General features: G+C 71.0%; 12 protein-coding genes. 11 read left to right on the top strand and 1 reads right to left on the bottom strand.

Annotation, left to right across the window (positions count from 1 at the left end; genetic code table 11):
- Positions 1 to 241: 241 nt before the first annotated feature.
- The 11 genes from ACFW6A_RS21265 to ACFW6A_RS21215 all read left to right on the top strand — a co-directional run bounded on the left by ACFW6A_RS21265 (position 242) and on the right by ACFW6A_RS21215 (position 20,682).
- Positions 242 to 1,441 (top strand): S8 family serine peptidase, encoded by a 1,200-nt coding sequence (locus ACFW6A_RS21265; protein WP_386642001.1) that lies wholly within the window; start codon positions 242 to 244, stop codon positions 1,439 to 1,441.
- A gap of 278 nt (positions 1,442 to 1,719) precedes the next feature.
- Positions 1,720 to 2,802: a substrate-binding domain-containing protein gene (locus tag ACFW6A_RS21260; protein ID WP_351857038.1), complete on the top strand. Its 1,083-nt coding sequence runs from the start codon at positions 1,720 to 1,722 to the stop codon at positions 2,800 to 2,802.
- Positions 2,803 to 2,846: 44 nt separating this feature from the next.
- A complete protein-coding gene (locus ACFW6A_RS21255; protein ID WP_386641998.1) occupies positions 2,847 to 3,656 on the top strand; it encodes an ATP-binding cassette domain-containing protein in 810 nt (269 codons plus the stop codon).
- Entirely contained in the window at positions 3,653 to 4,948 is a 1,296-nt protein-coding gene (locus ACFW6A_RS21250; RefSeq protein WP_386641995.1) for a sugar ABC transporter permease, read from the top strand. The genes ACFW6A_RS21255 and ACFW6A_RS21250 overlap by 4 nt, the downstream gene beginning before the upstream one ends.
- 310 nt (positions 4,949 to 5,258) lie before the next feature.
- On the top strand, positions 5,259 to 6,677 hold the full coding sequence (locus ACFW6A_RS21245) for an extracellular solute-binding protein (protein WP_351857032.1): 1,419 nt from the start codon (positions 5,259 to 5,261) through the stop codon (positions 6,675 to 6,677).
- An 86-nt stretch (positions 6,678 to 6,763) separates the two neighbouring features.
- On the top strand, positions 6,764 to 7,723 hold the full coding sequence (locus tag ACFW6A_RS21240) for a sugar ABC transporter permease (protein ID WP_351857030.1): 960 nt from the start codon (positions 6,764 to 6,766) through the stop codon (positions 7,721 to 7,723).
- Between the two features lie 15 nt (positions 7,724 to 7,738).
- Positions 7,739 to 8,614: a carbohydrate ABC transporter permease gene (locus tag ACFW6A_RS21235; RefSeq protein WP_351857028.1), complete on the top strand. Its 876-nt coding sequence runs from the start codon at positions 7,739 to 7,741 to the stop codon at positions 8,612 to 8,614.
- A 108-nt stretch (positions 8,615 to 8,722) separates the two neighbouring features.
- The gene (locus tag ACFW6A_RS21230; RefSeq protein WP_386641992.1) at positions 8,723 to 10,324 is read left to right on the top strand and encodes a glycoside hydrolase family 13 protein; all 1,602 of its coding nucleotides are present in this window, start codon (positions 8,723 to 8,725) and stop codon (positions 10,322 to 10,324) included.
- A 126-nt stretch (positions 10,325 to 10,450) separates the two neighbouring features.
- Positions 10,451 to 12,496, top strand: a complete 2,046-nt coding sequence (locus ACFW6A_RS21225; protein ID WP_386641989.1) for a glycosyl hydrolase family 28-related protein — start codon at positions 10,451 to 10,453, stop codon at positions 12,494 to 12,496.
- A gap of 440 nt (positions 12,497 to 12,936) precedes the next feature.
- A complete protein-coding gene (locus ACFW6A_RS21220; protein WP_386641986.1) occupies positions 12,937 to 16,314 on the top strand; it encodes a CARDB domain-containing protein in 3,378 nt (1,125 codons plus the stop codon).
- A 78-nt stretch (positions 16,315 to 16,392) separates the two neighbouring features.
- Positions 16,393 to 20,682: a discoidin domain-containing protein gene (locus tag ACFW6A_RS21215; protein ID WP_386483921.1), complete on the top strand. Its 4,290-nt coding sequence runs from the start codon at positions 16,393 to 16,395 to the stop codon at positions 20,680 to 20,682.
- A gap of 98 nt (positions 20,683 to 20,780) precedes the next feature.
- Here the strand turns inward: ACFW6A_RS21215 and ACFW6A_RS21210 are convergent, their stop codons facing one another.
- Positions 20,781 to 21,356, bottom strand: coding sequence for an antibiotic biosynthesis monooxygenase (locus ACFW6A_RS21210; RefSeq protein ID WP_351850354.1), 576 nt, complete (start codon positions 21,354 to 21,356; stop codon positions 20,781 to 20,783).
- Between the last annotated feature and the right edge of the window lie 97 nt (positions 21,357 to 21,453).

The following is a 21,453-nucleotide window of genomic DNA, read 5'->3' as shown; positions in this document are numbered from 1 at the left end:
GCTCGATGTGAAGGAAGGGTAGCGACCCGGAGGAGGACGTGACCAGGTGAACGTGTGTGTTCCAAGGGGGAGTTCGAGAGGGGGCGTGCGCGAGGTGGAGGTGGTGCGGAGGGAGTTTTAAGAAACCTTGTTGAATAACCCCGTACCCAGGGTTCGGACTTGATTTGCTCCTGCCAAGCCGCACAGGGTTCTCTCGAACGTTTGACGCCCCACACGTCAACACGAGGAGAGATCCCCTTCCATGGCAACTCACAAGCGATCCCACGGTCTTCGCAACGCGGCCATAGCCACAGGCGTGGCCGCCGCGACCGCTTCCGCGCTCTTCGCGAGCGGTCTCGCCGGGGCGGCCGCCCCGGCCGAAGGGACCGTGCACGGCCTCGGCGCCCCGGGCGCCGTCGCCGGCAGCTTCGTCGTCATCCTCGACGCGTCCGCGAACAAGGCGGAGCTCGCGAAGAAGTACGGCGGCACCCTCCAGCGCTCCTACGGCTCGGAGGTCAACGGCTTCTCCGCGTCCGGCCTGACCGTCGACGAGGCCAAGCGCCTCGCCGCCGACCCGGCCGTCGGTACGGTCGTGCAGAACAAGCGCTTCACCATCAACGAGACGCAGGAGAAGCCCCCGTCCTGGGGCCTGGACCGGATCGACCAGGCCGAGACGGCCGCCGACGAGAAGTACACGTACCCCGACGCCGGCGGCGAGGGCGTGACCGCGTACGTCATCGACACCGGCGTCCGGATCTCGCACCGGGACTTCGGAGGCCGGGCGAGCCACGGCTTCGACGCCGTCGACAACGACGAGACCGCCGACGACGGCAACGGCCACGGCACCCACGTCGCGGGCACCGTCGCCGGCACCGCCCACGGCGTCGCCAAGAAGGCCAAAATCGTGGCGGTCCGCGTCCTCGACGACAACGGCTCCGGCACCACGGAGCAGGTCGTGGCCGGCATCGACTGGGTCACCCGGCACCACTCGGGCCCCTCGGTCGCCAACATGAGCCTCGGCGGCGGCGCCGACGAGGCCCTCGACGCGGCCGTCGAGCGCGCCGTCGCCTCCGGCGTGACCTTCGCGGTCGCGGCCGGCAACGAGACCTCCGACGCCGGGCAGGGCTCCCCCTCCCGGGTGCCCGAGGCGCTCACCGTGGCGTCCAGCACCAAGGACGACGAGCAGTCGGAGTTCTCGAACTTCGGCTCCGTGATCGACCTGTACGCCCCCGGCTCGGAGATCACCTCGGCCTGGAACGACAGCGACACCGGCGTCAAGACCATCTCGGGCACCTCGATGGCCAGCCCGCACGTCGCCGGTGCCGCCGCCCTGTACCTGGCGGGCCACCCGTCGGCGACGCCGTCCGAGGTCGCCGCCGCGCTGACCGGCGGCGCCACCGAAGGCGCGATCAAGAACCCGTCCTCCGGGACGGCGAACAGGCTGCTGAAGGTGACGCCGTAGCCGCGACGCGTGACTGAGGCATGAGGGGGTGGCCTTCCGCCGCGGGGAGGGCCACCCCCTTTCGGGATCCGGTCTCTCGGATCCCGTCTCCCGGATCCTGGCCCCAAGAGACCGGATCCGGCGGCCCGCCCCGGCAGCGGCGGGGCGGGCCGCCGGGGCTCGGGAGGTCCCGGCCGCGGGTTGGGTCTAATGTCGAGAGATAGGCCGAAGGTGCGCTCACGCCCCCGCGGTCGCGCAGGTCGCGGGGGCGGGTCGAGGGCGCGCGAAAGGAGCCTCCCATGACCCGTACACTGCGAGGCGCGATAGCGGTGGCCTCGACCGTGGCCCTGTCGATGGGCGTGGTGGCGACGGCGACCGGCACGTCGCCGGGCCAGGCGAAGCAGGACATCAAGATCGGACTGCTGCTGCCGGAGAGCAAGACCACGCGGTACGAGAAGTTCGACCGCCCCTACATCGAGCAGAAGATCAAGGAACTCGCCCCGGACGCGCAGATCGACTACTACAACGCGGCGGAGAGCGCGACCACCCAGCAGCAGCAGGTCAACACCGCCCTCGCCAAGGGCGACCAGGTGCTCATCCTGGACGCCGTGGACGCCAAGTCGATCCAGTCCTCCGTGGAGAAGGCGAACAAGGCCGGGGTGAAGGTCGTCGCCTACGACCGACTCGCCCAGGGCCCGGTCGACGCCTACGTCTCGTACGACAACCGCAAGGTCGGCGAGCTGCAGGGCAGGGCGCTGCTCGAAGCGCTCGGCGACAAGGCGGAGAGCGGCGAGATCGTGATGCACAACGGTTCGCCCACCGACCCGAACGCCGCCGAGTTCAAGGCGGGCGCCCACTCCGTCCTCGACGGCAAGGTGAAGATCGGCAAGGAGTACGACACCCCCAACTGGGACCCGAACAACGCCAACCAGCAGATGTCCGGCGCCATCAGCGCGCTCGGCAAGGACAAGATCGTCGGGGTCTACTCGGCCAACGACGGACTCGCCGCCGGCATCGCGACCGCCCTCAAGGCCGCCGGCATGAACGTGCCGCTGACCGGCCAGGACGCCCAGCTCGACGCCATCCAGCGGATCCTGCTCGGCACCCAGACCATCACGGTCGAGAAGCCGTACAAGCCGGAGGCCGACATCGCCGCCACGATGGCCGTCGACCTCGCCGAGGGCAAGGAGCTGCCCGACGACCTGACCCCGGTCACCGTCACCAGCGGCAGCGGCCAGAAGGTCCCGGCCACGCTGCTGACGCCGGTCGTGGTGGACAAGGACAACATCAAGGACACGGTCGTCAAGGACGGGCTGTACACGGTCGACGAGATCTGCACCCCGGCCTACGCCGACGCCTGCAAGGAAGCCGGACTGGAGTGACACGTCCCTGACGCGCGCTCCCGCCGAGGAGGCGGTGGTGGACGGTGACGGAGACACCGGTGCTCAGCCTGCGGGGGGTGTCCAAGAGGTTCGGCGCGGTCCAGGCCCTGTCGGACTTCGACCTGGAGGTCCACGCCGGTGAGGTGGTCGCCCTGGTCGGCGACAACGGCGCCGGCAAGTCGACCGCCGTCAAGGCGATCGCGGGGGTGAGTCCGCCCGACGACGGCGTCATCGCGTGGCAGGGCCGGCCGGTCTCCATCCACCGGCCCCACGACGCCCAGAGCCTCGGCATCGCGACCGTCTACCAGGACCTCGCGCTCTGCGACAACCTCGACGTCGTCGGCAACCTCTTCCTCGGCCGGGAGCTGCGCCGGTTCGGCGTGCTCGACGAGGTCCGCATGGAGCGGCGTTCCCGCGAACTGCTCGACACGCTCTCCATCCGGATCCCGTCGGTGCGCATCCCGGTCGCGTCGCTCTCCGGCGGCCAGCGGCAGACCGTGGCGATCGCCCGCTCGCTCATCGGCGACCCCAGGATCGTCATCCTGGACGAGCCCACCGCGGCGCTGGGCGTGGAACAGACCGCCGAGGTCCTCGACCTCGTCGAACGGCTCCGCGAGCACGGGCTCGGCACCATCCTGATCAGCCACAACATGGTGGACGTGATGGCGGTCGCCGACCGGATCGCGGTGCTGCGCCTCGGCCGCAACAACGGTTTCTTCGACAAGCGCTCCACCACCACCGAGGAGATCATCTCCGCGATCACCGGAGCCACCGACAGCGCCGTCACCCGGCGCCAGGCCCGCAAACGCGAGGAACGGGAGGGCCGGGAGGCACGCGGGGAGGAGTCGTCATGACCCGCGCCGGGGACAAGGACCGTACGCCCGAGCCGGGCGACGCCGCCGCCCAGCGGACGGCCCCGGAGGCGGTGCCCGCCGTCGACAGCCGGCTGATCGTCCGCGAGGAGGGCTTCCGGGGATACGTGGGCGAGTTCCGCCGCAAGCTGCGCGCCGGCGAACTCGGTTCGCTGCCCGTCGTCATCGCCGTCGTCGTCATCTGGACGGTCTTCGGCAGTCTGGACAGCGCCTTCCTCTCCGCGCAGAACCTGTCCGACCTCAGCCAGCAGATCGTCGGCACCGGCATGATCGCCGTCGGCATCGTCTTCGTCCTCCTGCTCGGCGAGATCGACCTCTCCGTCGGCTCCGTCAGCGGACTGTGCGCGGCGATCTTCGCGGTCCTCAACGTCATCAACGGCATGAACCAGTGGCTGGCGCTGCTCGTCGCCGTCGCCGGGGGAGCGGCGGTCGGGCTCCTCCACGGCTTCTTCTTCGCCAAGGTCGGCGTGCCCGCCTTCGTCGTCACGCTCGCGGGCAACCTCGCCTGGAACGGGCTGATGCTCCAGGTGCTCGGCACCAGCGGCACGGTCAACATCCCCAGCGAGAGCGTCGTCGCCGAGCTCTACTCCACGATCTTCGAGAGCCCGGTCGCGGCCTACGCGGCGGCGGCGGTGGGCGTGGGGCTCTTCCTGCTGGCCTCGCTGCTCGACGCCCGGCGCAGGCGGGCCGCGCGGGTGCCGTACCGCCCGGTCGCCGAGATCGTGCTGCGGACGGTCGTCATCGCGGCGATCGCCTTCGCCGCCGCGTACATCCTCAACCGGTACCAGGGGCTCCCGCTGGCGCTGCTGATCTTCCTGGTCCTGCTGGTGGTCCTCGACTTCGTGCTCCGGCGCACCCGTTACGGGCGGCAGATCTTCGCGGTCGGCGGCAACATCGAGGGAGCGCGACGGGCCGGCATCAGCGTGGCGTTCGTCCGGATGAGCGTCTTCACGATCGCGGGGACCATGGCGGCCGTCGGCGGCCTCTTCCTCGCCGGCCAGATCCAGTCCGCCAGCCAGACCTCGGGGGGCGGCAACCTCCTCATGAACGTGATCGCCGCCGCCGTCATCGGCGGGACGAGTCTCTTCGGGGGGCGCGGTTCGGTCTGGTCCGCGCTGCTCGGCGCGCTCGTCATCGGCTCCATCCAGTCCGGCATGAACATCATGGGCGTCAGCAACGCCATTCAGTTCATGATCACGGGTGCGGTGCTGCTCGCCGCGGTGGTCGTCGACTCCCTGTCCCGCCGCAGCCAGAAGGCCGCGGGCCGCGCCTGACGCCTTCATGTAAAAACTCGAAGAGATCATGCAAAATTTGCACACGTAAGGATGGGAAGGGGGAGGGGGTCTTCAGGCCCGCCGGGGCATCGCGCAAGCCTCGGCGGCTTCGCGGGGGCTGCTTGCGGCCGTGGTGCCCTCAGGGTCGACAAGAGTCCCGGCTGGAGCATCGATTGTCGAGCAATTACGAAATGAGCGCGATATCTTGCGTTCACTTGTTGGGGGTGGTTGAGTGTGCCGCGCCCCACCGGACAGGTCGCCGGCCTTCGGCGGGGCGACCTCCACGTACTTGCCCGAAGGGGACCACTCGATGAGAAGTGCCAGGCTCCGCCGTACCCGCCGCGCCAGCGCGGTCGCCCTCGTCTCCGCGATGACGCTGACCGCGCTCGCCGCCTGCGGCACGAGCAGCAGCGACGACGACGGTGGCGGTACTTCGCAGCAGACCGCCCCGTCCGACGCCTCGGCCCCGCTGGACCCGAAGACGAAGGTGTCGATCACGATCGACTGCATGCCGCCGGCGGCGAAGGCGGCCGAGCTGAAGGAGTGGAAGGAGGACGTCGCCGAGTTCAACAAGACGTATCCGAACGTCACGATCGAGGGGCGTTCGACGCCGGGGCAGTGCCTGGAGCCGCCGCGGTTCACCGCGATGCTGAAGGCCAAGTCGCAGCCCGACGTGTTCTACACGTACTTCACCGACCTGCCGCAGGTCCTGTCCGAGGACGGCGCCGCCGACATCAGCGCCTACGTCAACGACAAGACGGTGCCGGCGCTGAAGGACATCGACCCGAACGTCCTCGGCTCCCTCAAGCAGGACGGCAAGCTGTACGGCCTGCCCACCAGCAACTACACGATGGGCCTGCTCGTCAACCGCAAGCTCTTCAAGGACGCGGGCCTGGACCCCGACGCCCCGCCGCGCACCTGGGAGGAGGTCCGCGCCGCCGCCAAGAAGATCGCGGCCCTCGGCGACGGCGTGGCCGGCTTCGGCGAGTACTCCGCGGCCAACACCGGCGGCTGGCACTTCACCGCCCAGATGTACAGCCTCGGCGGCGACGTCGTCGACGCGAGCGGCAAGAAGGCGGCGTTCAACGACGAGATCGGCAAGCAGGTCGCGAAGAACCTCCACGCCATGCGCTGGGAGGACGACAGCATGGGCAAGACCCAGCTGCTCAAGTGGGGCGACCTCCAGAAGCAGATCGCCACCGACAAGCTGGGCATGTTCCTCGCCGCCCCCGACGACATCGCGTACATGGTCCAGCAGCTGGGCGCGAAGTACGAGAACTTCGGCATGGGCCCGATCCCCGGCGGCAGGAACACGCTGGCCGGCGGCAACAACTACATGATCAAGAAGGGCATCTCGCCCGACAAGATCAAGGCCGCCGTCGCCTGGCTCAACTTCAAGAACCTCACCGTCGGCAAGGGCCAGTTCGACTGGGCCCGCACCAAGGCCGACAACCTCCCGGTCGGCATCCCGCAGCCCAACTTCTGGCTGAACGGGTCCAAGACCGAGGACGACGCCGCCCGCCTGGCGAACGCCACCATGCCGGTCGCCAACTTCAAGGCCTTCATGGACAACCCCGTCCCCGGCAAGGCCGAACCGCCGAAGGCACAGGAGGTCTACAAGGTCCTCGACAACGTGATGTCGGGGATCCTCACCAACGAGGACGCCGACATCGACAAGCTCCTCGCGACCGCGGAGACGCAGGTCAACCAGGTCCTGGCCCACCAGTGACGGAACCGGGCGGGGCGGGCGACACGCGCCGCCCGCCCCGCCCGGCCCTCCCCGCAGACACGCAGGTCCCGTACCGAGGAGCACCCATGTCGGCCCCCAGCCTGACCCCGAGCAAGGCGGGGCGTCCCCGCCTCTCCCCGCCCCGCCCCGAGGGCCCCGCCGCCCCCGGCGGCGGCTTCGCCAAGAGCCTGCGGCGCAACCTGACGGCCCACTCGTTCCTCATCGGTGCCGTCCTGTGCTTCGCCGTGTTCTCCTGGTACCCGATGGTCAGGGAGTTCCTCCTGGCCTTCCAGAAGACCGAGAGCGGCGAGTCCGTCTGGGTCGGACTGGACAACTTCCGCACCGTCTTCGACGACCCGGCCTTCTGGCAGGCCTGGGGCAACACCCTCTGGTACACCGCGCTCGCCCTCGTGCTCGGATTCGCCGTCCCCTTCGTCCTGGCGATCACGATCAACGAGTTCCGGCACGGCAAGGGGTACCTGCGGCTCCTCGTCTACCTGCCCGTGATGCTGCCGCCGGTCGCGGCCGTCCTGCTCTTCCAGTACCTGTACGACCCCGGGTACGGCCTGCTCAACGAACTGCTCGGCCTGCTCCACCTGCCCGAGCAGCAGTGGCTCCAGGACGCGGACATCGCGATGTTCTCCCTCGTCCTCGCCTCGACGTGGATGAACATGGGCGGCGCCACCCTGATCTACCTCGCCGCGCTCCAGGGCATCCCGGGCGAGCTGTACGAGGCGGCCGAACTCGACGGCGCCGGCCTCCTCCGCAAGATCTGGCACGTGACGATCCCGCAGACGCGACTGATCCTCTCGCTGATGCTCCTGATGCAGATCATCGCGACCATGCAGGTCTTCGTGGAACCGTTCCTGCTCACCGGCGGCGCCGGGCCGGAGGGGTCGACGACCACGGTCGTCTACCTCATCTACCAGTACGCCTTCAACTTCAACAACTACGGTGCCGCGGCGGCCCTCGGCCTGCTCCTGCTCGTACTGCTCGCCGGCTTCTCGGCGGCGTACGTCAAGCTCAGCCGCGCCGAGGAAGAGTAGGACCGGGAGAACAGCATGTCCACTCGTACGCTCATCTCGCCGGCCGTGCTCGCCAAGCGCCGCGGCAAGCGCCTGTACTGGGGCGCCTTCGGCCTGGTCGCCGGCGGCTTCACCCTGGTCTTCCTCGGCCCCCTGTACTGGCTGGTCTCCAGCGGTTTCAAGGACACCCAGGAGGTCGTCCGGACCCCGCCGACGCTGGTGCCGGAGAGCTTCACGCCGGAGAACTACAGCCGGGCCTGGGAGGTCATGGACCTGTCCACCCTCCTGTTCAACACCTTCTACTACGCCTTCGGCGCGCTCCTCTTCCAGCTGGTCCTCGACGTGGCGGCGGCGTACTCGCTGTCCAAGCTGCGGCCGGTGCTCGGCAAGGCGATCCTCGGCATGATGCTCGCGACGCTGATGATCCCGGCGACCGTCCTCGTCGTCCCGCAGTACCTCACCGTGCTGGACGTGCCGGTCGTCGAGCGGAACCTGCTGAACACCCCGTGGGCGATCTGGCTGCCGTCCGTGACCAACGCCTTCAACATCTTCCTGCTGAAGCGCTTCTTCGACTCGATCCCCAAGGAGCTCCTCGACGCGGCGTCGATGGACGGGGCGAGCCCGACGCGGATCCTGTGGTCGATCGTCCTGCCGATCTCCCGGCCGATCCTCGGCGTCGTCTCGATCTTCGCGGTCGTCGGCGTCTGGAAGGACTTCCTCTGGCCGATGCTGACCCTGCCCGACCCGGCGAAGCAGACCCTGAACGTGGGCATCTACTCGCTCTCCAACGGCGTCCCGGTGAACGTCCTCATCGCCGCGCTCACCATCGCCTCCCTCCCGACGCTGATCGTCTTCCTGGTCTTCCAGCGCAACATCATGGGCGGTCTGACCGCCGGCGGCCTCAAGGGCTGACGCCGCCCGCCGCCCCTCCCCAAGCCTTCGCCGCCGCCCCGCGCCCATCAAGTCCCCGCTGTCCGGGGCGGCGGCGGAGCACCTCTTCCCGCTCGAAAGGACCGTCCCGTGGCAGCCCCCACTCCGACCCGCACCGCCGACTGGTGGCGCGACGCCGTCATCTACCAGGTGTACCCGCGCAGCTTCGCCGACGGCGACGGCGACGGCACCGGTGACCTCGCGGGCGTCCGGGCGAGACTGCCCCACCTCGCCGGACTCGGCGTCGACGCCGTCTGGTTCACCCCCTGGTACGCCTCCCCGATGGTCGACGGCGGCTACGACGTCGCCGACTACCGCGCCATCGACCCCGCCTTCGGCACCCTCGACGAGGCCGAGAAGCTCATCGCCGAGGCCGCCGCGCTCGGCCTGCGGGTCATCGTCGACATCGTCCCCAACCACGTCTCCGACCGGCACCGCTGGTTCCGGGAGGCACTCGACGCCGGCCCCGGCAGCCCCGAGCGCGCCCGCTTCCACTTCCGGCCCGGCCGCGGCGAGCACGGCGAACTCCCGCCCAACGACTGGCCGTCGCAGTTCTCCGGCACCACCTGGACCCGCGTCCCCGACGGCGAGTGGTACCTCCACCTCTTCACCCCCGAACAGCCCGACCTCAACTGGTCCCACCCCGACGTCCGCCGCGAGCACGAGGAGGTCCTGCGCTTCTGGTTCGAGCGCGGCGTCGCCGGCGTCCGCATCGACTCCGCCGCCCTCCTCACCAAGGACCCGGAGCTGCGCGACTTCACCGAGGGCGTCGACCCCCACCCGTACATCGACCTCGACGAGATCCACGACGTCTACCGCTCCTGGCGGGCGATAGCCGACGAGTACGGCGGCGTCTTCGTCGGCGAGGTCTGGCTCCCCGACGCCGAACGCTTCGCCCGCTACCTCCGCCCGGACGAACTGCACACCGCCTTCAACTTCAACTTCCTCGCCTGCCCGTGGGAACCGGACCGGCTGCGCCGCACCATCGACGACACCCTCGCCGAGCACGCCCCCGTCCACGCCCCCGCGACCTGGGTGCTCTGCAACCACGACGTCACCCGAACCGTCACCCGCTACGGCCGCGCCGACACCGCCTTCGACTTCGCCGCCAAGCGCTTCGGCACCCCCGCCGACCTGGACCTCGGCACCCGCCGCGCCCGCGCCGCCGCCCTGCTCACCCTCGCCCTGCCCGGCTCCGTCTACCTCTACCAGGGCGAGGAACTGGGCCTTCCCGAGGCCGAGATCCCCCTGGACCGCATCCAGGACCCCATGCACTTCCGCTCCGGCGGCACCGACCCCGGCCGCGACGGCTGCCGGGTCCCGCTCCCCTGGGAGGCCGAGGCACCCTCGTACGGCTTCGGCGGTACGGACCCCTGGCTGCCGCAGCCCGCCGACTGGGCCCGCTACGCCGTCGACCGGCAGAGCGGCGACCCCGGCTCCATGCTCACCCTCTACCGCACCGCCCTCGCCCTGCGCCGCACCGAGCCCGGCTTCGGAGACGGCACGCTCGCCTGGCTGCCCGCACCCGACGGAGTCCTGTCCTTCACCCGCGGCCACGGCCTGACCTGCGTGGTCAACCTCTCCGGCGCGCCCGTGGACCTCCCCGGCCACCGCGCCGTGCTCCTCGCCAGCGGCCCCCTGGACGCCGCCGGCGCCCTCCCCCCGGACACGGCCGTCTGGCTGCGCGCCTGACCCCGGCCGTACGCGGGGCCCCGCGTACGGCGGGCGCGTCCTCGTCCTCAGCCGGCACACCCTCCGCCCGACCACCGCGGCGAAGCCGCTCGCCGCGGGTCCGCACCGTCCGAGAAGCGAGCCCAGATGATCCTCAGCCGTGTCCGTCCACGCGTCCGCGCCGGTGCCAGAGCCACCGCCGTCGCCTGCGCCCTCCTCTGCCTCGGCCAGGCCGCCGGCGGCCTGGCCGCCGCCTCGCCCGCCGGTCCCTCCTCCGCTCCGCCCCCCGCCGGGCCCGTGGTCACCCGCGCCGGGCTCGACCCGGCGCTCGTGGCGGGACGCGGCGCCGACGTCGCCTTCGACGAGCAGGAGGCGGAGAACGCCCGCACCACCGGCACCGTGATCGGGCCGGACCGCACCCCGTACACCCTCCCCTCGGAGGCCTCCGGCCGGAAGGCGGTCCGGCTCGTCCCCGGCCAGTACGTCGAGTTCACCCTGCCCCGCGCCGCGAACGCCCTGACCGTGCGCTACAGCATCCCGGACGCGGCCGGGGGCGGCGGCATCACCGCGCCCCTCGACGTCACCGTCGACGGCCGCGACCGCCGCACCATGACGCTGACCTCGCAGTACTCCTGGCTCTACAACCAGTACCCGTTCACCAACGATCCCCGGGCCGACCTGCTCCACCCGGACTGGTGGCTCGCCGAGTGCTCCTGCGTGCCGGCCTCCACCACCCCGGCGCCCGTCCTCGACAAGCCCTTCCGGCCCACCCACTTCTACGACGAGCGGCGCCTGCGCCTCGGGAAGACGTACCGCGCGGGGGAGAAGGTGCGGCTGACGGTCCCGGCCGGCAGCCCGGCCGCCTGGACGGTGATCGACCTGCTCGACACCGAACGTGTCGCCGCGCCGCACGTCGAACGCGGCGGGGTCGACGTACGGCTCCTGGGCGCCGACCCCACCGGCCGCCGGGACGCGGCCCCCGCCATCGAACGGGCCATCGCCCTCGCCCGCCGCCTGGACCGGCCCGTCTACCTGCCGCCGGGCACCTTCCGCGTCGACCGGCACATCGAGGTCGACGACGTCACGATCGTCGGCGCCGGAAACTGGCACACCGTGCTCAAGGGCCGTCAGGTCACCCTCGCCGAACCCGCCCCCGACGGCTCCCGCCACACCGGCGTCGGCCTCTACGGCAAGCCCGCCTCCGAGGGCGGCAGCCGCGACGTCCACCTGCGCGGCTTCGCGATCGAGGGCGACGTCCGCGAGCGGATCGACACCGACCAGGTCAACGCCATCGGCGGCGCGATGAGCGACTCCACCGTCGAAGGCCTCTATCTGCACCACACCAAGGTCGGCCTCTGGTTCGACGGCCCGATGCGGAACGTGAAGGTGACGGACAACGTCATCACCGACCAGGTCGCCGACGCCCTCAACTTCCACACCGGGGTGACCGATTCACTGGTCCGGAACAACTTCGTGCGGAACACCGGCGACGACGGCATCGCCCTCTGGTCGGAGAGGACCGCCGACGCCCGCAACACCGTCGCCCGCAACACCGTCCAGTCACCCACCCTCGCCAACGGCATCGCCGTCTACGGCGGCGAGGACACCGCCGTCACCGGCAACCTCGTGGCCGACCCGGTGCGCGAGGGCAGCGGACTCCACGCCGGCGCCCGCTTCGGCGCCGAACCCTTCGCCGGCACCCTGCGCTTCACCGACAACACCACCGTCCGCGCCGGCACCCTCGACCTCAACTGGCGGATCGGCCTCGGCGCCCTCTGGTTCTACGCCCTGGACGGCTCCATCGACGCCGACGTCCGGGTCACCGGCGACCACTACCTCGACTCCACCCACAACGCGATCATGCTCGTCAGCGAGTACGGCGTGAAGGACCGGTTCTCCATCCCCTCCGTCCACTTCGAGGACATCCGGGTCGACGGCGCGGGCAACTCCGTGCTCAGCGCCCGCACCAAGGGCTCCGCGACCTTCGAGAACGTCGACGCCCGCAACGTCGGGGCGGTCGGGGTGAACAACTGCGGCTCCTTCAACTTCCCCGCCACGGGATCCGAGTTCGGGCTCGCCGACCTCGGCGGCAACGACGGCGGCTGGCTCGCCCCGTGGCTGCTGCCGAACACCCTCACCTGCGACGACCGCCCGCCGGTCGTCACGCCCCTGGCCCCCGCGCCCTGGTCCTGACGGGCGCAATTTCCTTGCACTTTTTGCGTGATTCTTGCGTTCCGGGGGCGGGTGCGTCCGCCGACCCCGGGGGCGTCGCTCCCTGACCTTTCGCGTCCCCGACGGGACAGCCCTCATCCGACGGCACCGGTATCTCCGCCCCAAGTGGCCCCGATATCGGTGCCGTCGGTGTTTCCGGGGGGCGTCGGTTGTTCGTAACCGGACGGGACCCGTTGACAAAGTCGTCATCCAGTAGAAACCTTGCGGGCTGACGGCGCAAACGAGCCACATAGTTACTCAAGAACCTGGCTGTCCGTCATTCGATCCTTGTCGGAGTCATATCGGGCTCCTGGCGCGTGACCCTGTCGAACTCCTTCGAGCTCCCTCGCGCGTCCGTCGGCGAGAGGCCGCTCAGGACCCAGGAGGGGCACGGGCCCCGCCCGCATCGCGGAAAGGTCACCATGAGAGGCACACATCCGAGCAGGCGACTGGGGGTCGGTCTGCTGACGGCGGGCCTGATCTCCCTGGGGCTGCTTCCCGTCCCCGCCCAGGCGGCGGGAGACGTCAACCTCGCCCTCGACAGGGCGGCGACGGCCGGCGGCGCGAACGGCGGCTACCCGGCCTCCCACGTCACCGACGGAAGCCAGCAGTCCTACTGGGAAGGGCCGTTGGGCTCCTTCCCGCAGTGGGTCCAGGTCGACCTGGGCACCCAGGTCGACCTGGACCGGCTGACGCTCAAGCTGCCCACCGGCTGGGAGGCGCGCGACCAGTCCCTCGCCGTCCTCGGCAGCGCCGACGGCACCGCGTTCAGCACCCTCACCGCGGCCCAGGCCCGTGCGTTCGCCCCGTCCGCCGCGAACACGGTGAACGTCGACCTGCCGGCGGCCACCGCCCGCTTCGTGCGGATCCAGGTCGGCTCCAACACCGCCTGGAACGCCGCCCAGCTCTCCGAACTGGAGGTCTACGGCGAGGCCGGGGGCGGCGGGGACCCGGGCGACCCGCCGCCGGCCGGCACCAACCTGGCCCGCAACAAGCCGGTCGAGGCGACCTCCACGACCCAGAACTTCGCGGCGGCCAACGCCACCGACGACAGCGTCTCCACCTACTGGGAGTCGGCCGGCTTCCCCGCCTCGCTCACCGTCCGGCTGGGCTCCGACGCGGACGTCACCGGCGTCGTCGTCAAGCTCGACCCGGACGCCGTCTGGGGCCCGCGCACCCAGTCCCTCGAAGTCCTCGGCCGGGCCTCCGCCGCCTCGGGCTTCACCACCCTGAAGGCCCGCGCCGACTACGCCTTCAGCCCCTCCTCGGGCCGGAACACCGTCACCATCCCGGTGACCGGCCGCGTCTCCGACCTCCGCCTGACCGGCTTCTCCAACAACGGCGCGCCCGGCGTCCAGGTCGCGGAGCTCCAGGTGCTCGGCACGGCCGCCCCGGCCCCGGACCTCGTCGTCAACGAGCTCACCTGGGAGCCGGCCACCCCCTCCGAGGCCGACGACGTGACCGCCCGGGTCACCGTCCGCAACGCCGGCACCGCGGCGGCCCCGGCCACGACGGTGAACGTCAGCGCCGAGGGCACCGTCGCGGGCTCCGCCCCGGTCCCCGCCCTCGCCGCCGGCCTGTCGGCGACCGTCGCCGTCCCGATCGGCAAGCGCCCGACGGGCGCCTACACCGTCTCCGCCGCCGTCGACCCGACCGACACGGTGCCCGAGCTCGACAACGGCAACAACAGCCGCACCGCGACGGCCAAGCTGAACGTCACCCAGGCCCCGGGCCCCGACCTGACGGTCACCGGCATCACCTCGAACCCGGCCACCCCCGCGGTCGGCGCGCCGGTCTCCTTCACGGTCGCCGTCAAGAACCGCGGCACCTCGGCCGTCCCGGCCGGCAGCGTCACCCGGCTCACCGTGGGCTCCACCACGCTGTCCGGGACGACCCCGGCCCTCGCGGCCGGCGGCACCGCCGACGTGGCCCTCGCCGGGACCTGGACGGCCACCGACGGCGGCGTCACGCTGACCGCGACCGCCGACGCCACCGGCACCGTCACGGAGACGAACGAGAACAACAACGTCTTCGGCCGCTCCCTCGTCGTCGGGCGCGGCGCCGCCGTCCCGTACACGGAGTACGAGGCCGAGGACGCCGCCTACCGCGGCACGCTCCTGTACACCGACTCCACCCGCCCGTTCGGCCACACCAACTTCGCCACCGAGTCCTCGGGCCGCGAGTCGGTGCGCCTCAACGCGCAGGGCGACTACGTGGAGTTCACCTCCGCCGGCGCCGCCAACTCGATCGTCGTGCGCAACTCCATCCCGGACGCGCCGGGCGGCGGCGGCCGGGAGGCCACCCTCAGCCTCTACGCGAACGGCCAGTTCGTCCGCAAGCTGACCCTCTCCTCCAAGCACAGCTGGCTGTACGGCACCACCGACCAGCCGGAGGGGCTCACCAACACCCCCGGCGGTGACGCCCGCCGCCTCTTCGACGAGTCCCACGCGCTGCTCGCGCAGTCCTACCCGGCCGGCACCAAGTTCCGCCTCCAGCGGGACGCGGGTGACGACGCCGCCTTCTACGTCGTCGACCTGGTCGACCTGGAACAGGTCGCCCCGCCGGCCGCCAAGCCCGCCGAGTGCGTCTCGATCACCGAGTACGGCGCGGTCCCCAACGACGGCATCGACGACACCGACGCCCTCCAGCGGGCCGTGACCGCCGACCAGAAGGGCGAGATTCCCTGCGTCTGGATCCCGGCAGGCCAGTGGCGCCAGGAGCAGAAGATCCTCACGGACGACCCGCTGAACCGCGGCACCCACAACCAGGTCGGCATCCGCGACGTCACCGTCCGCGGCGCCGGCATGTGGCACTCCCAGCTCTACACGCTGACCCCGCCGCACCTCGCGAACGGCATCAACCACCCGCACGAGGGCAACTTCGGCTTCGACATCGACGACAACACCAGGATCTCGGACATCGCCATCTTCGGCTCCGGCACCATCCGGGGCGGCGACGGCAACGCCGAGGGCGGCGTCGGCCTCAACGGCCGCTTCGGCAAGAACACGAAGATCAGCAACGTCTGGATCGAGCACGCCAACGTCGCCGCCTGGGTCGGCCGCGACTACTCCAACATCCCCGAGCTGTGGAACCCCGGCGACGGCCTGGAGTTCAGCGGCATGCGGATCCGCAACACCTACGCCGACGGCGTCAACTTCTCCAACGGCACCCGCAACTCCACCGTCTACAACTCGTCCTTCCGCAACACCGGCGACGACGCGCTCGCCGTCTGGGCCAACAAGTACGTCAAGGACACCTCGGTGGACGTCGGCCACGACAACCACTTCCGCAACAACACGGTCCAGCTGCCGTGGCGCGCCAACGGCATCGCCGTGTACGGCGGCTACGGCAACACCATCGAGAACAACGTGGTCTCCGACACCATGAACTACCCGGGGATCATGCTCGCCACCGACCACGACCCGATCCCCTTCTCCGGGCAGACGCTGATCGCCGGCAACGCCCTGTACCGGACCGGCGGCGCCTTCTGGAACGAGGACCAGGAGTTCGGCGCCATCACCCTCTTCGCGCAGGGTCCCGACATCCCGGGCGTCACCATCCGGGACACCGACATCCACGAGTCGACCTACGACGGCATCCAGTTCAAGACCGGCGGCGGCGCCATGCCGGACGTCAAGGTCACGAACGTGAGGATCGACAAGTCGCTCAACGGCTGCGGAATCCTCGCGATGGGCGGTGCGCGCGGCAGCGCCACGCTGACGAACGTCACCGTCACGAACTCCGCCAAGGGCGACGTCTGCTCGCAGCCCGGCACGCAGTTCGTCTTCCACCAGGGCTGACGCCCCGACCCCGGGCGGGGACGCCCGGCACCGCGTCCGGGCGTCCCCACCCCCACCCCCTCCACGAAGCGAGGAACGATGAGAACCCCCACCTGGCGGTCACGGTGCCTGAGCGCCGCGATCGCGACCAGCCTGCTGGCGCTGGGCGGCCCCCTGACGGCCGCCCACGCCGCCGGCGGACCCAACGTCGCGCTCGGTGACGCCGCCTCCGCCAGCAGCGCGCAGTCCGGCTTCTCGGCCGGCAACATCACCGACGGCGACCAGGGCTCGTACTGGGAGAGCGCCGGCGGCTCCCTGCCCCAGTGGGTGCAGGCCGACCTCGGCACCACCACCCGCGTCGACGAGGTGGTCCTCAGGCTGCCCGCCGGCTGGGAGGCCCGGAACCAGACCCTCTCCGTCCAGGGCAGCGCCGACGGCACCAGCTTCACCACCCTGAAGAGCTCCGCCACCTACACCTTCAGCCCCGGCTCGGCCAACACGGTCACCGTCGCCTTCCCGTCCACGCAGACCCGCTTCGTCCGGGTGAACGTCACCGCCAACACCGGCTGGCAGGCGGCCCAGCTCTCCGAGCTGGAGGTGCACGCGGCCGAGGGCTCCTCGGGGAACCTCGCCGCCGGCAAGACGCTCACGGCGAGCAGCCACACCGAGGTGTACTCCGCGCCGAACGCCAACGACGGCAACCGGGCCAGCTACTGGGAGAGCGGCAACAACGCCCTGCCGCAGTGGCTCCAGGCCGACCTCGGCGCCTCGGTGGCGGTGAACCGGGTCGTCCTCAGACTGCCGGCCGGCTGGGGAGCCCGCAGCCAGACCCTGAAGATCCAGGGCAGCGCCGACGGCACCGTCTTCACCGACCTGTCGGCCTCCCGGGCGTACGCCTTCGACGCGGCCAACGACAACACGGCGACGATCACCCTGGACTCCACCACCACCCGCTACGTGCGCGTGCTGGTGACCGCCAACACCGTGCAGCCCGCCGCCCAGATATCCGAACTGGAGGTCTACGGCCCGGCCACCGGCGACACCCGGGCCCCCACCGCCCCCACGAACCTGGCCTTCACCCAGCCCGCCACCGGACAGATCCGGCTCACCTGGAACGCCTCCACCGACGACGTCGGCGTCTCCGGCTACGACGTCTACGCCGACAACGTCCTGCTGACCTCCGTCGCGGGCGACGTCACGACCTTCACCGACACCCGCCCGGCCGACCGGACCGTCTCCTACCGGGTGCGGGCGAAGGACGCGGCGGGGAACCAGTCCGGCGACAGCAACACCGTCACCCGCTTCGGCGACGGCGGCGACACCCAGGCCCCCACCGCCCCCGCCAACCTCGCCCTCACCGAGCCGGCGAGCGGCCAGGTCAGGCTGGCCTGGACGGCCGCCACCGACGACAAGGGCGTCACGGCGTACGACGTGTACGCGAACAACGTCCTGCGCGGCAGCGTCGCGGGCACCGTCACCACCTACACCGACACCCAGCCGGCGAGCGCCACCGTCACCTACCACGTGGTGGCCAAGGACGCGGCGGGCAACACCTCCGTCGCCTCCAACCGCGTCACCCGCAACGGAAGCGGCGGGACCGGATCCAACCTCGCCGTCGGCAAGACGATCGAGGCCTCCTCGACCACCGGCGCCTTCACCGCGGCCCACGCCAACGACAACGACACCGCCACCTACTGGGAGGGCGGGGGCGGCGCCTACCCGCAGACCCTCACCGTCAAGCTGGGCTCCGACGCCGACCTCGACAAGCTCGTGCTGAAGCTCGACCCGGCCCAGGTCTGGCAGGCCCGCAGCCAGACCATCGAGGTCCTCGGCCGCGAGCAGAACGCCACCGCCTTCACCAGCAAGGTCGCGGCCAAGAGCTACTCCTTCGACCCGGCGAGCGGCAACACCGTCACCATCCCGCTGACCGCCCGGCTCGCGGACGTCCGGCTCAGGTTCACCGCCAACACCGGCGCGCCCGGCGGCCAGATCGCCGAGTTCCAGGTCGTCGGCGTGCCCGCGCCCAACCCGGACCTGACCGTCACCGGGCTGTCGACCACGCCCGCCGCGCCCGAGGAGGACGACGAGATCACCGTCTCGGCCGTCGTCCGCAACGGCGGCACGGCGGCCGCCGCCGCGAGCAGGGTCGCCGTCCGCCTCGGCGGCACCAAGGTCGCGACCGGGCAGGTCCCGGCCCTCGCCCCCGGCGAGCAGGCCACCGTCCCCGTCTCCATCGGCGTGCGCGCCGAGGGTTCGTACGAGCTCGGCGCGGTCGCGGACGAGGCGAACGAGGTCCTGGAGCAGAACGAGACCGACAACGTCTACGTCCGGCCCACCGCACTGGTGGTGAAGCCGGTCGCCGGCGCCGACCTCGTCGCCTCCTCGGTGACGACCGTCCCGTCGAGCCCGAGCGCCGGCGACGCGGTCACCTTCAAGGTCGCGGTGAAGAACCAGGGCACGACGGCGACCGCGTCCGGCGGCCACGGCGTCACCCTGGAGGTGGTGGACGCCCAGGGCGGAGTCGTCAGGACGCTGACCGGCTCGCACTCCGGTGCGCTGGCGGCGGGGGCCTCGGCGGAGGTGAGCCTGGGCACCTGGACCGCCGTCAACGGCTCGTACACCGTCCGCACCGTCCTCGCCGACGACGCGAACGAACCGCCGGTCAAGCGCGCGAACAACACGCGGACCCAACCCCTGTTCGTCGGGCGCGGCGCGAACATGCCGTACACGACGTACGAGGCGGAGGACGGCACCGCGGGCGGCGGGGCGGCCGTCGTCGGGCCCAACCGCACCGTCGGCGACGTCGCCGGCGAGGCCTCCGGCCGCAAGGCCGTCACCCTGGACGCGACCGGCGAGTACGTCGAGTTCACGACCCGGGCCGCCACCAACACCCTCGTCACCCGCTTCTCCGTCCCGGACGCCCCGGGCGGCGGCGGCATCGACACGACGATCAACGTCTACGTCGACGGGGTGTTCAAGAAGGCCCTGCCGCTCACCTCCAAGTACGCCTGGCTGTACGGCGCCGAGGCCGGCCCCGGCAACGACCCGGCTTCCGGCGCCCCGCGCCACATCTACGACGAGGCGAACCTGATGTTCGGGGAGACCGTCCCCGCCGGCAGCAGGATCAGGCTCCAGAAGGACGCGGCCAACTCGGCCGCCCACTACGCGATCGACTTCGTCAGCCTGGAGCAGGTCGCCCCGGTCGCGAACCCGGACCCGGCCGCGTACGCCGTGCCGGCCGGCTTCACCCACCAGGACGTGCAGAACGCCCTGGACAAGGTCCGCATGGACACGACCGGCAAGCTCGTCGGCGTCTACCTGCCGCCCGGCGACTACCAGACGTCGAGCAAGTTCCAGGTGTACGGCAAGGCCGTCAAGGTCGTCGGCGCCGGCCCGTGGTACACCAGGTTCCGGGCGCCCGCCGCGCAGGACAACACCGACATCGGCTTCCGCGCCGAGGCCACCGCGAACGGCTCGCTCTTCAAGGGCTTCGCGTACTTCGGCAACTACGTCACCCGCATCGACGGCCCGGGCAAGGTCTTCGACTTCCAGAACACGGCCGACATCGTCATCGACGACATCTGGAACGAGCACATGGTCTGCCTCTACTGGGGTGCCAACACCGACCGGACGACGATCAGGAACTCCCGGATCCGGAACATGTTCGCCGACGGCGTCAACATGACCAACGGGTCGACGGACAACCTGGTGTCCAACAACGACGCCCGCGCCACCGGCGACGACAGCTTCGCGCTCTTCTCCGCGATCGACGCGGGCGGCGCGGACATGAAGAACAACGTCTACGAGAACCTGTCCACCACGCTGACCTGGCGCGCGGCGGGCGTGGCCGTCTACGGCGGCTACGACAACACCTTCCGCAACATCCACATCGCCGACACCCTGGTCTACTCCGGCATCACCATCTCCTCGCTGGACTTCGGCTACCCGATGAACGGCTTCGGGACCGTCCCGACGAAGTTCGAGAACATCTCGGTCGTCCGGGCCGGCGGGCACTTCTGGGGCAACCAGGCCTTCCCCGGCATCTGGCTGTTCTCCGCCTCGAAGGTCTTCCAGGGGATCCGCGTCAGCCGCGTGGACATCGTCGACCCGACGTACAGCGGCATCATGTTCCAGACGAAGTACACCGGTTCGCAGCCCGAGAACCCGGTGAAGGACACCGTCTTCACCGACGTCTCCATCACCGGCGCCCAGCGCAGCGGTGACGCGTGGAACGCCAGGTCCGGCATCGGCGTCTGGGCCAACGAGATGCCCGAGCCCGGTCAGGGCCCGGCCGTCGGTGAGGCGACCTTCAACTGCCTGCGCCTGCGGGACAACGCCGAGGACATCCGGAACACCACCAACTTCAAGATCAACATCAACCCCTGCTGACCCACCCCCGCCCACCGGCGAAAAGCCGGCGCCCCCGCATCCGGCGGGGGCGCCGGCTTCCGGCGCCGCGAGGAGGGTCGACGGGCTCCTCGCCGCCGCTACGGCGTGAGCCACCTCCGCAGGAGCCTGCTGACGGCGGGCATCGAGACGTAGGTCATGAGGACGTTGAAGACGCAGGCGGTGACCGCGCTGGTGAGGAGGACGGGCAGGGCGGTCAGGTGCGGGATCAGGAAGAGGCTTCCGAGGACGGAGATCGGGTAGATCGCGAGCGTCGCGCTCACCGCCATCTTCCAGCGGGGCGGCGCGGGGCGGGTGGAGCCCGGCTCGGCGAACCACGTCTCCATGCCGGTCAGCTTCCGCCGGGCGATCTCGGTGTGGTGGTGCCCCTCGCAGTCGGCGAACCAGGCCGCGCGCTCCGGCGACTCCTGCCAGGTCCGGCAGGCCTCGGCGTCGCGGAAGCGGTGCACGAGGAACCAGGGGGCGTCGCCGCCGGAGGAGCGGAAGAGCCCGTACCCGAGGTGGCCGGGGAAGGTCGCCGCGGTGTCGAGGATGCCCTGCGCCCAGCGCCGGAACGACTCCTCGTGGCCGGGCTCCACCCGGCGGGCTATCAGCAGGGTCACCTCGCCGCTGTCGGCGGGGACGGTGGCGTGCTCAAGGCTGACCGCGGTCAACACAGACTCCTCGTGATCTCACCGCGCCCGCGCCCACTCTACCGACGGGCCGGCCGTGACCCGCGGTGGTCCCGGCCCGCCGCGCCGTCCTCCCGCCGTC

The sequence above is a fragment of the Streptomyces sp. NPDC058758 genome (assembly GCF_042746075.1).
Classification (GTDB): domain Bacteria; phylum Actinomycetota; class Actinomycetes; order Streptomycetales; family Streptomycetaceae; genus Streptomyces.
This window is presented reverse-complemented; position numbering and strand designations above follow the sequence as displayed.